Consider the following 13,795-nt stretch of genomic DNA (forward strand, 5'->3'; position numbering starts at 1 on the left):
TAGTTATTTTTGAGTTATTGATGTTCTATGCGATGAGATCAGGCTTCCGCCGGGAGCAGCAATCGGTTCGCCGAGCCGCACACGGTGATTTTGCTTCTGACCACGTCTTTCATGGCATCCATGCCAACCCGCATGTAGAAACGCGGATCGTTGCCCTGCGGGTTCTCAGCAAACCAGGCCTTAACGGCGCCAGAGAACGCAATTTTTAGCTCGGTTGCCACGTTCACTTTGCAGACGCCCAGCTCTATGGTGCGGCGAACATCGTCATCCGGCACATCACTCGCCCCGTGCAGCACCAGCGGTACGCTCACCACGTCGCGGATTTCAGCCAGCCGCCGGAAGTCGATTTTTGGCCGTTTGGTATAAAGACCGTGGGCGGTTCCGATGGCCACAGCCAGGCTGTCGACGCCGGTCAGCGCAACGAAGCGTTTCGCTTCCTGCGGGTCGGTCAGAAACGCGCTTTCAGCGTCCACGCTCATGTCATCTTCCACGCCGCCCAGGCGGCCCAGTTCGGCTTCAACGCTGCAATCGTTGAGGTGGCAGAAGTCGACCACTGATTTCACCAGCTTTACGTTTTGCTCAAACGGATAGTGGCTGCCGTCGATCATCGCGCTGCGCACACCCGCGTTAACTTTGCGACGAATGTCGTCGAGCGATTCGTGATGATCGAGGTGCAGCGCCAGCGGCATGTCGTAAGTGGTGGAGTACGCGCTGCACAGGGCGTAGATCTCTTCCAGGGCAATGTGCTTAAAGGTGCCCGGCGTGCCCGCGAGGATCACCGGCGATCGCATTTCACTACACACTTCGAGGATCGCCTGGATCGTCTCCGCGTTATGGATGTTGAACGCCGGTACGGCGTAGCCTTTCGCCTGGGCGTCCAGCAGAAGATATTTTGTCGAAATAATACTCATGATCGGATCCTCTCAAGCCTGCCACGGATGAATAACGACGCCCTGCACGACACGGTTAACCGTGCCGCTGGCGGACGGTGTATCCGGGGTATTGCCCACACGAAGTGACTGAGACAGAGCAAAGACCTGGGCGTACATCAGGAAGCAGAAGACCTGCTCCATATCGATAAACGTGCGGGCAGGGGGCAGCAGGATATGCGGGCCAGCCTCAACGACCGGATCGGTTTCGGCGGCAATGGCCACCACGCGCATGGCCTGACGATCGCGGCGCAGCTCAGCAAGCAGATCCAGATCGTACAGCCGCGTATACGGATGGCTGGAGACAAACACCACCACCAGCGTTTCGCGATCCACCAGCGATTTAGGACCATGGCGGAAACCGGTTGGGGAATCGTAGAACGCCGCCAGCTTGCCTGCCGTCAGCTCCAGCACCTTCAGCGCCGATTCACGAGCGGCCCCCTGCAGACCCCCGCTTCCCAGATAGACGATCCTTTTCCACGGATCGTTGCCAAAGACGCTCTGACTGAAATCGCCCAGTGACGTGAGGATCGTCTGGCAGCGATCGGCCACATCGCGGAAGGTATGGCTGTTGATCGTCTCCGGGGCGAAGACTGCCAGGCAGCTTGCCATCATGGTGGTAATGCTGCTGGTCATCGCGAACCCGCGATCGTGTGTTTCGGCAGGCATCAGCAGCGCATACGCGTTATCGCTGTTTACCGCAGTCTGATAAAGGCTTCCCGCCTCATTACAGGTGATCGACAGGTGGTAGCACTCCGGCACACACTGGTTTGCCAGTTCAACGGCGGCTACGCTTTCCGGACTATTGCCGGAGCGGGCAAACGACACCAGCAGCAGCGGGTGTGCGGCGCTCAGGTAGTCCATCGGATTCGTGACCAGATCGGTCGTCGGTATGGCGGTAATGTTTTTCCCGGTGTGGCTGGCGAGCCAGGGCGAAATGATGTCGCCGATAAAGGCCGAGGTGCCTGCCCCCGTCAACACGATCCGCAGCTCGCGCTTGCGCAGCAGCGGCGTCAGGAAGTTATCGATCGACGCGCGCAGGTTATCGATATTGTTGAGTGAGCGGATCCAGCTGGCGGGTTGCTGGCGGATCTCTTCTTCGGTCCATGTGCCGGTGGTGGCGGTAGTGTTGGTTTCTGACATAACTTCAGTCCTTAGTCGTGTGAATTCCACATCAGACGCTGGCAAACGTGTCGCTATCTTTCGTTTCGTTTCACTTGTTCACTTAAGCAGTTAAATAAAATCTATAGAAAAGAAATCGAAAGTTCAATGAAAGAAAAGAAATAAAACGAAAAGTGTGATCGGCAAAGAAAAGGCAATGATTAAGGAAAGGAAAAGAAAGACCTTGCGATCGCTTGCCGCAAGGCCCAACAACGAGACAATGAAAGGTCTAAAGGGGGAGAGCCAAACCCTGGATCCAGATCTGCTGAAGGTATAAGCCTTCATCCAGCGCAATCATATTGGCACGCTTGCCCGGTTTTAATGAACCGAGCTGGTGATCAATACCCAGCAAGCGGGCAGGGTGCAGCGAGGCCATATGGATCGCATCCGCTGGCGTTATTCCCGCCTGCGCCACCATATTGCGCACGGCGGCATCGAGAGACAGCGTGCTGCCTGCAAGCCCACCGGAAGCGGTGCGTACCACCCCACCGTGCATGTTGACCTCGTCGCCACACAGCCTGTAACGTCCGTCGGGCATCCCTGCGGCCTGCATGGCATCGGTAATCAGAACGATCCGCTCTTTGGCACAGCAGGCGCACAGCCGCAAAGCGCCCGGGTGAACGTGATGCCCGTCGGCAATCAGTTCCAGCCATGCCCGCGGGTCCGTCAAACCTGCACCGACCATACCGGGTTCACGATGATGGAGCCCGGTCATGCCGTTATAACAGTGCACCAGCCCATCAGCGCCCGCCTCGAAAGCGGCAAGCGTTTGATCGTACGTCGCGGCGCTGTGGCCGAGCATGACCCGTATCCCACGCTGCTTAAGGTGGCGAATGGCCTGCAACGCACCGGGTTTCTCCGGTGCCAGAGCGACAACCCTGAGGGTGTGTTGCGATACTTCTATCAGCGAGTCCAGTTCGCTGACATCCAGCTCACGAAACAGCGCAGGCGGATGTGCCCCTTTGTTCTGTGGCGTAAAATAGGGACCTTCAAGATAGCTGCCCAGTATCTGCGCGCCGGGCCCCCCGGACATACAGCACCGGGCGATGCGTGCGAGCGCCCGGTGGACAGTCTCCAGCGGTGCGGTGACGGTCGTCGGTAAAAAAGCCCCTGTGCCTTCACGCGCTTTATGCATCGCCAGCGTGTCCAGCACCTCTGGGGCATCATCCATCACGTCCACACCCGCGCCACCGTGAACGTGGGTATCGATATACGCCGGGCAAAGCTGGTCGGCATCCCGGGCATGCACGCCAGCTGGGATCGGCTCGATGGCGGTGATAATTCCGCTCTCCATGCGTAGCTGGTGATCCTCCAGCCAGCCCTGCTCGGTCAGCAGACGACGCGCGCGCAGTACCTGGCTCATATCCCTTCCTCAGCGGGGGCTTCCTCACGACAGCGCCCCAGCTCATCCACCAGGCTGGTCAGGCCGCGATGCCCGCATTCCAGGGCCTGCAGACGAAAGGCTTCGCTGCTTAACCCGTCGCGCTCCAGTACCATCTCAAGCAACAGCTGCAGGTTTGTACCGGTAATCACTTCGCTGCCGGGTCTTTTCATGGCGAGTGTTGATGCCACCCGGAACGGCGTCCCCCCGAGCAGATCGGTGAGAAACACAATATCGTGCTGTCCGTCCAGTTCACTGACTGCCTGTTCAAGCTGCGCGGTCAGCCGCGCGGTGGTGGAGCTTTCAGGAAAATCGATGGCGATAAACTGCGGCTGCTCGCCGAGGATTTGCTTCATCGCCTGTTCAAGCCCGCTGGCAAACCCGCCGTGACCCGTCAAAATAATGCCTAACATTGCGACCTCTTTGCTTTACAGGAAGTGACAGAACTTACCGACAACCCCCAGCACAACGGTGATACCGATCAGGCGCAGTGGGGTCCAGCCGCGACGAACCAGCCAGAACATGGTCAGGGTATAGACCAGCGGCAGGAAAGCGGGCATCAGTTTGTCGATAACGTCGGCTTGCAGCTTGACCACCGCATCCCCGGCCTTGATTTCAAGCGTGGTGTTGAGACGTACGTAGGTTGCCACCAGCGCGCCAATGACCGTCATCCCCACGATGGAAGCCGCGTGGCCGACCTTTTTGGTATTGGCTTTAATCAGCGGGATGGCTGCCACACCCATCCGGTAGGCGTAATGTGCCAGGCCAAAACGCAGGCCAAGATGCACTACGTTAAACAGCACAATAAAGACCACCGCACCCAGTATGGAGCCTTGCAGGGCAAGGCTTGCGCCGATCCCGCCGCAAATTGGCAATAGCGTAAGCCAGAACATGGCATCGCCAATGCCGCCAAGCGGTGCCCCCACGGCGATCTTGGTGCTCTGGATACTGTTGACATCCTGCTTGGAGCGCTCCATCGCCAGGATGATGCCAATGACAAATGTCACCAGAAACGGATGCGTATTGAAGAAGCCCATATGGCCTTTCATGGCGCGGGCCAGATCCCGCTTGTTGGTATGGATCTTTTTCAGCGCGGGCAGCAGGCCATACAGCCAGCCGGAAGCCTGCATACGTTCATAGTTAAACGAGGCCTGCAGCAGCATCGAACGCCAGGCGACACGGTTAATATCCTTTTTCGTCAGCTCGGCACCAATATGTTGATCTTCATAGACGTTTTCATTCACGCCCGTGAGCAGCGTCTCTTCGTGGTCAGAAACGCCAGGCAGCGTAGTTTGATTAGATGCCATCTTCGAATTCCTCTTTCTGGGCTGCAGGTGTCGCCGGTTCAGGCGATTTACGCATCAGGTCAATCAGCGCCATTGCCAGCGCAGCCGCGGCAATCGCCAGCACCGGCAGTTTCAACCAGGCTGCGGCAACAAAGCCGATGATAAAGTAAGGGATATAGACGTTTTTCATCATGATTTTCAGCAATACGGCGAAGCCAATTGCGGGCATGATGCCGCCGGCGACGCCGAGGCCGTCAATCAGACGTTCCGGCAGCACATCAATGGCGGTTTTCGCGTGTTCAGCGCCAAAGTAGATCGGCAGGAAGGCACACAGAAAATAGAAGATACCGAGCGCCAGCAGTGCCAGATAGTTGACCCTTTCGATGCCGTTCGTGTCCGCATTGGCTGCCATGCGGTCACAGCGGGACATCACCCCGGACATGACGGAGAACAGGAAAGTGATCCCCATCTGTACCGCAACCGCAAACGGGACGGCGACCCCAACGGCGACATCCGGCTTCACACCGGTGCTGATCGCAAACGTGGTGCCGACAATCGTGCCGATAATGACGTTTGGCGGTTGCGCGCCGGCCAGCGGAGCCAGCCCCATCCAGACCAGCTCCAGCGTACCGCCCGTTAAAATACCGGTGTGCAGATCGCCCAGAATGAGGCCAACCAGCGGCCCGAGCACCACCGGGCGGTGCATGTGTGTTAACCCGTTAAACATATCCAGGCCCGCGATAAAGGCGAGAATGCCCAGCGCGAATGCCTGCAAGAGACTAATTTCCATTGTGAATCCCTCAGAGCAGTTTAAAGAGATCCAAAGCAGTCTCAGTCGGAACACCCTGAACGAAGCATTCCACTCCGGCGGCTTTCAGGCCGTTAAATGCGGCGATATCGTTCGCATCGACAGAGACCGTTTTGGCAATTTGTTTTTTGCCACTGGCGTAATGCAGGTTTCCTACGTTGATACGGGTGATGGGCACGCCGCCTTCGACCAGCGTCAGAAAATCCGCGGGTGATTTGCAGACCAGCAGAATTTTCTGGCGCTCGGCAGCGCGATGAATGTTGTCGATCACTTTTTGCAGCGACCAGAAACGCACGGCGATCCCTTCTGCGAGCACCATCTCCATCAGGTTTTGTTGAACCGGATCCTCAGCGACGTCATCATTAGCGACCAGCACCAGGTTGGCCCCCGCAAACCCAACCCATTGCACACCTACCTGACCGTGGATCAGGCGTTCATCGATGCGGCATAAGACAATGTTTGGCATAGCGCTTTCCTCTTTTTAATTATGCGTTTTGAGTCGTTACGCCTTCGCAGGCGGCATGGTACTGCTGGAGTATGTCCTGAATGTGGTCGAGGATGAGGTCCCGTGGTGTCGACTTGAGAGCACCCTCGCGAACTTTGCTGTACTGCAACGGCAGGTACTGGCTGATCAGCGGCAGCGGGATCGGTTCGTCTGCCAGGTTGCGTACCAGTCGCGCAAAGGCTTCGTCAATCTGGCTGTCCGGCCAGTAATAGCGCACCCGATCGGAGTAGCTATACCCGCGTGCCAGGCGTCGCGCATTGCCATCACCGTGATAATGGCTTTGCCAGTATTCGGGGCGATCGAGCATCACGTTTTCCAGGACATGACGCAGGCCCGAACAGGCTTTTGCAGGCAGCAACTCTTCTTCAATGGCGGCCAGCGAGAACAACGCTTCACGCAGGGCAAAGGTCAGTGCCGGGCCAACTTTGAGGATGGCGAAGTGATCTTTCACCAGCTGGCGCAGCGCCTGCGGTGTCTGGTAGTCGGTAGAGTGCGCTTCAAATATCAGCGTGTCGTAAGCTTCAACCATATGACTCAGGGCGACGGCGTTTTGGGATTGATAGTCACACACATGTGCGTGGTCAAACTCAACGCCAGGCTGAACCACCAGGCCAATAATGCGTGGCCAGATGTCGCTTAACCCTTCTTTCTCGAACGCGTGGCGGTGAGCTTCAAGGGTGGCACGCGCGGCTTCTGGGGTCGTGACGGCAAGCTCGGTGAGCGTTTCATGCGCGCCGCCCGGAACCGGCACTTCCGTACCGATGACATAGACCAGGTCAGCGACATCAGCGTGCGCCAGGCTGGTTTTCTCCGCAATTTTCGCCAGGCGCGCCGCGCGCTCGGCAACGATGGCGTCGGTTAACGGTACTGGATCGTCTTCGCAGGACATGCTGCAGTCGAGGTGGATCTTTTTAAACCCGGCGGCGACATAGCTTCTGATCAGATCTTCGGCATTCGCCATCGCCTGCCGGGCAGGCAGGTTTTGCCAGCGGTTTGGCCCTAAATGATCGCCACCGAGGATCAGTTGCGATGTCGGGAAACCAAGGGATTCCGCCAGCTTACAGACGAACCCGTGAAAATCGGCGGGTGTCATACCGGTGTAACCGCCAAATTGATCCACCTGATTAGAGGTGGCTTCAATCAGCAGCGGCGTGTGATGCAGTTGGGCGTAACGAATTGCGGCTTCAAGTACCAGTGGATGTGCGGAACAAACGGCATAAATCCCGTTCGCATTCCCCCGTTTATGTTGTTCCACCATTTCTGTCAGATGTTTCACTTTCCTCTCCATTTCGGATGGTGATGGTTTTTCATCTTTCGTTTTGTTTCATTTAATCCTGCATCATGGTGGTATAAAAATAAAACGAAAGATAATAGTTTTCCGATCTGTTTCACAAAAGAAACATAATGAAAGGTTTCAGCGACGAGAGTGTGCGCTGACTGGAAGCAGGCAGGGCTTGCATTCCCATAAAAGAAAGGCCTTAATAGACAAAACGAAATGAAACGAAAGACCATTTATTAAGGAGCTCGCATGAGCAGCACCGATTCATCCGCGGAGAAGCGCGTCACCGGCACCAGTGAAAGGCGAGAGCAGATCATTCAGCGGTTGCGGGCACAGGGAAGCGTGCAGGTTAACGATCTTTCTCATTTATATGGCGTTTCCACGGTGACGATCCGTAACGACCTGGCGTTTCTTGAGAAGCAGGGCATTGCCGTTCGTGCTTATGGCGGAGCGCTGATTTGTGAAGGCAATGCGCCTGGCACTGAACCCTCCGTGGAGGACAAAAGTTCGCTCAATACTGCAGTTAAGCGCAGTATCGCGCAGGCGGCCGCCGCGCTGGTGAAGCCGGGTCATCGCATCATTCTGGATTCCGGGACCACGACGTTTGAAATCGCCCGTATGCTGCGTCAGCACACGGATGTGATTGCCATGACCAACGGAATGAACGTGGCGAATGCATTACTGGAAGCGGAAGGGGTGGAGCTGCTGATGACCGGTGGGCACTTGCGCCGCCAGTCGCAATCCTTTTACGGCGACCAGGCAGAGCAGTCCTTACAGAATTACCACTTTGATCTGCTTTTTCTGGGGGTCGATGCCATCGACCTCGATCGCGGCGTCAGTACCCACAATGAAGATGAAGCCCGACTGAACCGACGGATGTGCGAGGTGGCAGAGCGTATTATCGTGGTCACTGACTCCAGCAAATTTAACCGTTCGAGCCTGCATAAAATCATCGATACCCAGAGAATCGACATGATTATCGTCGATGAAGGGATTCCGCCTGAGAGCCTGGAAGGGCTGCGTAAGAGCGGGATAGATGTGGTGTTGGTGAAGGGCTAAGTTGCCCCCCTCTCTTTGGGAGAGGGGGAAAACGATCACGTCACCGGTGCCGGGTTAAACACCGCCAGCTGGTTATGTAATCCCCATTGATCGGAGAACGTCTTCTTACGGCCGCTTGCCACGTCCAGAATGAAGTGGAACAGCTTCCAGCCGACATCCTCAATACTCTCTTCGCCAGTGGCAATGGTGCCCGCGTTGATGTCCATTAGATCATACCAGCGGTTTGCCAGCTCGGTACGGGTGGCCATTTTAATCACCGGTACCGCCATCAGCCCGTACGGCGTGCCGCGCCCGGTGGTAAAGACCTGTACCGTAATGCCGGATGCCACCTGCTGTGTGCCACAGACGAAGTCGCTGGCAGGGGTCGCGGCGTAAATCAGGCCGCGTCTGGTGGGGCGCTGGCCCGGGGAGAGCACTTCAACAATGGCGCTCTGGCCGGATTTGGCAATCGAGCCGAGGGCTTTTTCCACCACGTTCGCCAGACCGCCCTTTTTATTGCCCGGAGAGGGGTTGGCGCTGCGATCGGTTTGTCCCATGTCGAGATAGTTATCGTACCAGGCCATCTCCTCAAGCAGGCGTTTGCCCACCTCTTCATTGATGGCGCGTGGGGTGAGCAAATGGATGGCATCACGCACTTCGGTCACTTCGGAGAACATCACCGTGGCGCCACAGCGGACAAACAGATCCGAGGCATAGCCCACCGCCGGGTTCGCCGTGACGCCTGAAAACGCATCGCTGCCGCCGCACTGGGTGCCTATCACCAGCTCTGACGCCGGGCAGGTCTCGCGCTGGCGCTGGTTCAGTTTTTCCAGATGGCGATCCGCCACCTGAAGGATATCGTCAACCATTGAACGGAATCCGACGTGATGCGCATCCTGTAAACGAACAATGCTGGCCTCGTCGACCGGAATGGCATTCACATCTTCGGTGCCCTGCAGCAGACGCTCTGGCTGCAGCTTTTCGCAACCCAGACCAATGACCATCACTTCGCCACCGAAATTCGGGTTCAGGGCGATATTATGGATGGTACGAATCGGTACCACGGCCGCCGGTGCATTGATGGCCACGCCGCAGCCGTACAGATGGTTCAGACCCACCACGCCGTCGACATTCGGGTATTTCGGCAGCAGGTCGCGCTCAATGATTTTCACCACGTAATCCACCACGCCTGCCACACAGTGCACGCTGGTGGTGATACCGAGCAGATTCTTGGTGCCTACGCTGCCGTCCGCATTCCTGTACCCTTCGAATGTGTACCCTTCCAGCGGGGGCAGTGGCTCAGGAACCCGGGTGGCCAGGGGTAGCGTGTTCAGCGGCGGCGCTTCGGGTAGCTCAACCAGCGACTCCTCAATCCAGCTCCCCTGAGGAATAGCGCGAACCGCATACCCGATAACTTCGCCATACCGCACGATTTCACCGTGGGCCGGGATATCCACCAGGGCGACTTTATGCCCCTGCGGAATATGTTCAGTCAGCTCCAGCCCATCCGGGAAACGAGTTCCCGCTTTTAGACCGTTGTCGTTAACAATTATCGCCACATTATCCGTGTCGTGAACTTTGATATAGAACGCCGTCGGCGACGCTTGTCGAATTTCAATGTCGGCCATTGTTCAATATTCTCCAGCAAAATGTCTGATAGTGAATGCAGCCAGGGGATGTTTATTTTCTTATCGCAGAAATAAAGACGCGGCTTGAGTCAATAAAGAATGTCAGGAGACGAGATATCAAAATGTGATCCCGATCGCTCCTTAAAACCGGCGCAGATGCCACCCGGCCAGCAATGCCTGATTCTGTGCATCAGCGCCCATCGCGTTGTGCATATGCTCAAAATATTATCAAAACACGCCGCAATGCTTGAGCATTAAAACAATGTGCTGTCATGACGTGAGGATTATACTGAATGACGATTTTATAACGCCTAAATTAAGTCAGGAAATAAATATTACGCTGACGCTGCGTCTGAAAATATAAATATGAACCTGAATAAGACTGCGGAATTAAAAAGGTAAACGCGATGAATAATGATATCTTCCCGAATAAGTTTAAAGCGGCCCTCGCGGCGCACCAGATCCAGATTGGCTGCTGGTCCGCGCTGGCAAGCCCCATCAGCACCGAAGTACTGGGCCTGGCCGGTTTCGACTGGCTGGTGCTGGACGGCGAACATGCGCCGAACGATATCAGCACCTTTATTCCGCAGTTAATGGCGCTCAAAGGGAGCCATAGCGCGCCGGTGGTTCGCGTCCCGACCAACGAGCCGGTAATCATCAAACGTCTGCTGGATATTGGGTTTTACAACTTCCTGATCCCGTTTGTGGAAACGGAAGAGCAGGCGGTGCAGGCCGTGGCGTCAACACGTTATCCGCCGGAAGGGATCCGCGGGGTCTCCGTTTCCCATCGTGCCAACATGTTTGGCACCGTCCCGGACTACTTCACACAGTCCAACAGCAACATCACCATCCTGGTACAGATTGAGAGCCAGCAGGGGGTCGATAACGTCGACGCTATCGCTGCCACCGACGGTGTGGATGGCATCTTCGTTGGCCCAAGCGATCTTGCTGCGGCATTCGGCCATCTGGGCAATGCGGGTCATCCGGAGGTGCAGCGCGCTATTCAGCACATCTTTGCCCGTGCCAACGCACACGGCAAACCGTGCGGCATTCTGGCGCCGGTTGAGGCTGATGCCCGCCGCTATCTGGAGTGGGGCGCGACCTTCGTTGCCGTCGGTAGCGACCTCGGCGTATTCCGCTCGGCCACGCAGAAGTTAGCGGACGCCTTTAAAAAATAACCATCATTGAGGAAACGAATTATGACGCTGAAAGTGGGTTTTATTGGCCTTGGAATCATGGGTAAACCCATGAGTAAAAACCTCATCAAAGCAGGTTACTCCCTGGTGGTTGCAGACCATAATCCGCAAGCCGTGGCCGAGGTGATTGCCGCAGGCGCAGAAACCGCAGCAAACGCCAAAGCGATTGCTGAGCAGTGCGATGTCATTATCACCATGCTGCCAAACTCCCCGCATGTGAAAGAGGTGGCCCTGGGGGAGAACGGCATCATTGACGGTGCCAAACCTGGCCTGGTGGTGATTGACATGAGTTCTATCGCGCCGCTGGCAAGCCGTGAAATCAGTGAGGCGCTAAACGCGAAGGGCGTCGATATGCTGGATGCCCCGGTCAGCGGCGGAGAGCCCAAAGCCATCGACGGCACCCTGTCGGTGATGGTTGGCGGCGACAAAGCTGTTTTCGACAAATACTACGACCTGATGAAAGCCATGGCGGGATCCGTGGTGCATACCGGCGATATCGGGGCGGGTAACGTCACCAAGCTGGCAAACCAGGTGATTGTGGCGCTGAACATTGCTGCAATGTCGGAAGCGCTGACGCTGGCCACCAAAGCGGGCGTTGACCCTGATCTGGTGTATCAGGCGATCCGTGGCGGCCTGGCGGGCAGCACCGTGCTGGATGCCAAAGCGCCCATGGTGATGGATCGTAACTTCAAGCCCGGTTTTAGAATCGACCTGCACATTAAAGATCTGGCGAATGCCCTGGATACCTCCCACGGCGTGGGCGCGCAGCTGCCGCTGACCGCCGCCGTCATGGAGATGATGCAGGCCCTGCGCGCGGATGGTCTGGGCACTGCCGACCACAGCGCGATTGCGTGCTACTACGAAAAACTGGCGAAGGTGGAAGTCTCTCGCTAATAAAAACGGACGCGGGAACGCGTCCGCTATTTTTGCCGAGTGCGGTAACAGGCGACAACTATGAAAATCGTAATCGCGCCAGATTCCTGGAAAGAAAGCCTTTCTGCCTCCGGGGTTGCTCAGGCGATTGAAAAAGGATTTCGGGAAATTTTCCCCGATGCACTTTATGTTTCGGTGCCGGTTGCTGACGGCGGGGAAGGTACGGTTGACGCGATGATCGCCGCCACCCAGGGCACAGAACAGTATGCCAGGGTCACTGGCCCGTTGGGTGAACAGGTAAACGCCCGCTGGGGCATGTCCGGCGATGGCCGCACGGCATTTATTGAGATGGCCGCCGCCAGCGGTCTGGCACTGGTCCCGGCCACCCAACGTAACCCGCTCGTCACCACGTCCCGCGGTACCGGGGAGCTTATTCTCAGCGCGCTGGATAAAGGTGCCCGACATATCATTATCGGCATTGGCGGCAGTGCCACCAACGACGGCGGCGCCGGAATGATGCAGGCGCTGGGGGCCACGCTCTGCGACGCCAACGGCACTAAAATTGGTTATGGCGGCGGCAGCCTGATGGCGCTCAACAGCGTCGATCTCTCCGGCCTCGACGCCAGGCTAAAAGATTGCACAATCCACGTCGCGTGCGACGTCACGAATCCGCTGGTTGGCGAGAGAGGCGCTTCCCGTATCTTTGGCCCGCAAAAAGGGGCGACAGAGGAGATGATCCTCGCTCTCGACGCTAACCTCAGCCACTATGCCGATGTGATAAAAAAATCTCTGCGAATTGACGTGAAACAGGTTCCCGGTGCGGGTGCCGCGGGGGGCATGGGGGCGGCCCTGATGGCCTTCCTCGGCGCGGAACTGAAGAGCGGTATTGAGATTGTCACCCATGCACTTAACCTCGAAGAACATATTCACGACTGCACGCTGGTACTGACGGGCGAAGGGCGCATTGACAGCCAGAGCATTCAGGGCAAAGTGCCCGTCGGTATCGCCCGTATCGCCAAAAAATACCATAAGCCGGTGATCGGCATTGCCGGCAGTCTGACCCGGGATGTGGGGGTCGTGCATCAGTATGGCATCGACGCGGTATTCAGCGTGCTGAGCCGCGTCGAGTCGCTGGAAGAGGCTTACCGTGGGGCGTTTGACAATATTTACCGCGCCTCGCGCAATATCGCCGCCACTTTGCAGATAGGGATGCACGCCCAAGGGTGACAGCGGGGCACAAACCCTCTATACTGCGCGCCGAAGCTGACCAGACAGTCGCCGCTTCGTCGTCGTCCCCTTTCGGGGGGAGACGGGCGGAGGGGAGGAAAGTCCGGGCTCCATAGGGCAGGGTGCCAGGTAACGCCTGGGGGGGAAACCCACGACCAGTGCAACAGAGAGCAAACCGCCGATGGCCCGCGCAAGCGGGATCAGGTAAGGGTGAAAGGGTGCGGTAAGAGCGCACCGCGCGGCTGGCAACAGTCCGTGGCACGGTAAACTCCACCCGGAGCAAGGCCAAATAGGGGTTCACATGGTACGGCCCGTACTGAACCCGGGTAGGCTGCTTGAGCCAGTGAGCGATTGCTGGCCTAGATGAATGACTGTCCACGACAGAACCCGGCTTATCGGTCAGCTTCAACTTCTTACAAAACCCCGCTACGGCGGGGTTTTTGCTATCTGCACTAAATGAGATGAATGACTGTCCACTCCGCTT

At 57.0% G+C, this 13,795-nt stretch carries 13 protein-coding genes and 1 other RNA gene; 5 read left to right on the forward strand and 9 right to left on the reverse strand.

The window, feature by feature from the left end; genetic code table 11:
* Nucleotides 1-38: 38 nt before the first annotated feature.
* From kbaY to kbaZ, 8 genes are all read right to left on the reverse strand, one after another.
* Nucleotides 39-911, reverse strand: coding sequence for a tagatose-bisphosphate aldolase subunit KbaY (gene kbaY / locus QRN24_RS16880; protein ID WP_014171757.1), 873 nt, complete (start codon nt 909-911; stop codon nt 39-41).
* Between the two features lie 12 nt (nt 912-923).
* Nucleotides 924-2,072, reverse strand: coding sequence for an SIS domain-containing protein (locus QRN24_RS16885; RefSeq protein ID WP_284942893.1), 1,149 nt, complete (start codon nt 2,070-2,072; stop codon nt 924-926).
* A 247-nt stretch (nt 2,073-2,319) separates the two neighbouring features.
* Complete coding sequence (gene nagA, locus QRN24_RS16890) at nt 2,320-3,453, reverse strand: N-acetylglucosamine-6-phosphate deacetylase (protein ID WP_284942894.1); 1,134 nt, start codon at nt 3,451-3,453, stop codon at nt 2,320-2,322.
* On the reverse strand, nt 3,450-3,884 hold the full coding sequence (agaF, locus tag QRN24_RS16895) for a PTS galactosamine/N-acetylgalactosamine transporter subunit IIA (RefSeq protein ID WP_020883557.1): 435 nt from the start codon (nt 3,882-3,884) through the stop codon (nt 3,450-3,452). Before agaF ends, nagA begins: the two co-directional genes overlap by 4 nt.
* A gap of 15 nt (nt 3,885-3,899) precedes the next feature.
* On the reverse strand, nt 3,900-4,778 hold the full coding sequence (gene agaE / locus QRN24_RS16900) for a PTS N-acetylgalactosamine transporter subunit IID (protein ID WP_025202940.1): 879 nt from the start codon (nt 4,776-4,778) through the stop codon (nt 3,900-3,902).
* Nucleotides 4,768-5,547 carry a PTS N-acetylgalactosamine transporter subunit IIC gene (agaW, locus tag QRN24_RS16905; RefSeq protein WP_020883559.1) on the reverse strand — a complete coding sequence of 260 codons (780 nt, stop codon included), beginning with the start codon at nt 5,545-5,547 and terminating at the stop codon, nt 4,768-4,770. The genes agaE and agaW overlap by 11 nt, the downstream gene beginning before the upstream one ends.
* A gap of 10 nt (nt 5,548-5,557) precedes the next feature.
* The gene (agaV, locus tag QRN24_RS16910) at nt 5,558-6,031 is read right to left on the reverse strand and encodes a PTS N-acetylgalactosamine transporter subunit IIB (RefSeq protein WP_221709560.1); all 474 of its coding nucleotides are present in this window, start codon (nt 6,029-6,031) and stop codon (nt 5,558-5,560) included.
* A gap of 19 nt (nt 6,032-6,050) precedes the next feature.
* Complete coding sequence (kbaZ, locus tag QRN24_RS16915) at nt 6,051-7,346, reverse strand: tagatose-bisphosphate aldolase subunit KbaZ (RefSeq protein ID WP_279261717.1); 1,296 nt, start codon at nt 7,344-7,346, stop codon at nt 6,051-6,053.
* A gap of 252 nt (nt 7,347-7,598) precedes the next feature.
* Here kbaZ and QRN24_RS16920 point away from each other — a divergent pair, with 252 nt between their 5' ends.
* Nucleotides 7,599-8,408, forward strand: a complete 810-nt coding sequence (locus QRN24_RS16920; RefSeq protein ID WP_020883561.1) for a DeoR family transcriptional regulator — start codon at nt 7,599-7,601, stop codon at nt 8,406-8,408.
* A 35-nt stretch (nt 8,409-8,443) separates the two neighbouring features.
* On the opposite strand, the gene garD is transcribed toward QRN24_RS16920, so the two are convergent.
* The gene (garD, locus tag QRN24_RS16925) at nt 8,444-10,015 is read right to left on the reverse strand and encodes a galactarate dehydratase (protein WP_063214113.1); all 1,572 of its coding nucleotides are present in this window, start codon (nt 10,013-10,015) and stop codon (nt 8,444-8,446) included.
* 407 nt (nt 10,016-10,422) lie between these two features.
* On the opposite strand from garD, the gene garL reads away from it, so the two are divergent.
* From garL to rnpB, 4 genes are all read left to right on the forward strand, one after another.
* Nucleotides 10,423-11,193: a 2-dehydro-3-deoxyglucarate aldolase gene (gene garL, locus QRN24_RS16930; protein WP_040018767.1), complete on the forward strand. Its 771-nt coding sequence runs from the start codon at nt 10,423-10,425 to the stop codon at nt 11,191-11,193.
* 21 nt (nt 11,194-11,214) lie between these two features.
* Entirely contained in the window at nt 11,215-12,105 is an 891-nt protein-coding gene (gene garR / locus QRN24_RS16935; RefSeq protein ID WP_284942895.1) for a 2-hydroxy-3-oxopropionate reductase, read from the forward strand.
* Between the two features lie 60 nt (nt 12,106-12,165).
* Nucleotides 12,166-13,311: a glycerate 2-kinase gene (gene garK, locus QRN24_RS16940; protein WP_284942896.1), complete on the forward strand. Its 1,146-nt coding sequence runs from the start codon at nt 12,166-12,168 to the stop codon at nt 13,309-13,311.
* A gap of 32 nt (nt 13,312-13,343) precedes the next feature.
* An RNA gene (rnpB, locus tag QRN24_RS16945) (RNase P RNA component class A) lies at nt 13,344-13,722 on the forward strand.
* Nucleotides 13,723-13,795 lie beyond the last annotated feature (73 nt).

The sequence above is a fragment of the Enterobacter sp. MEB024 genome (genome assembly GCF_030209635.1).
Lineage (GTDB): Bacteria > Pseudomonadota > Gammaproteobacteria > Enterobacterales > Enterobacteriaceae > Enterobacter > Enterobacter ludwigii.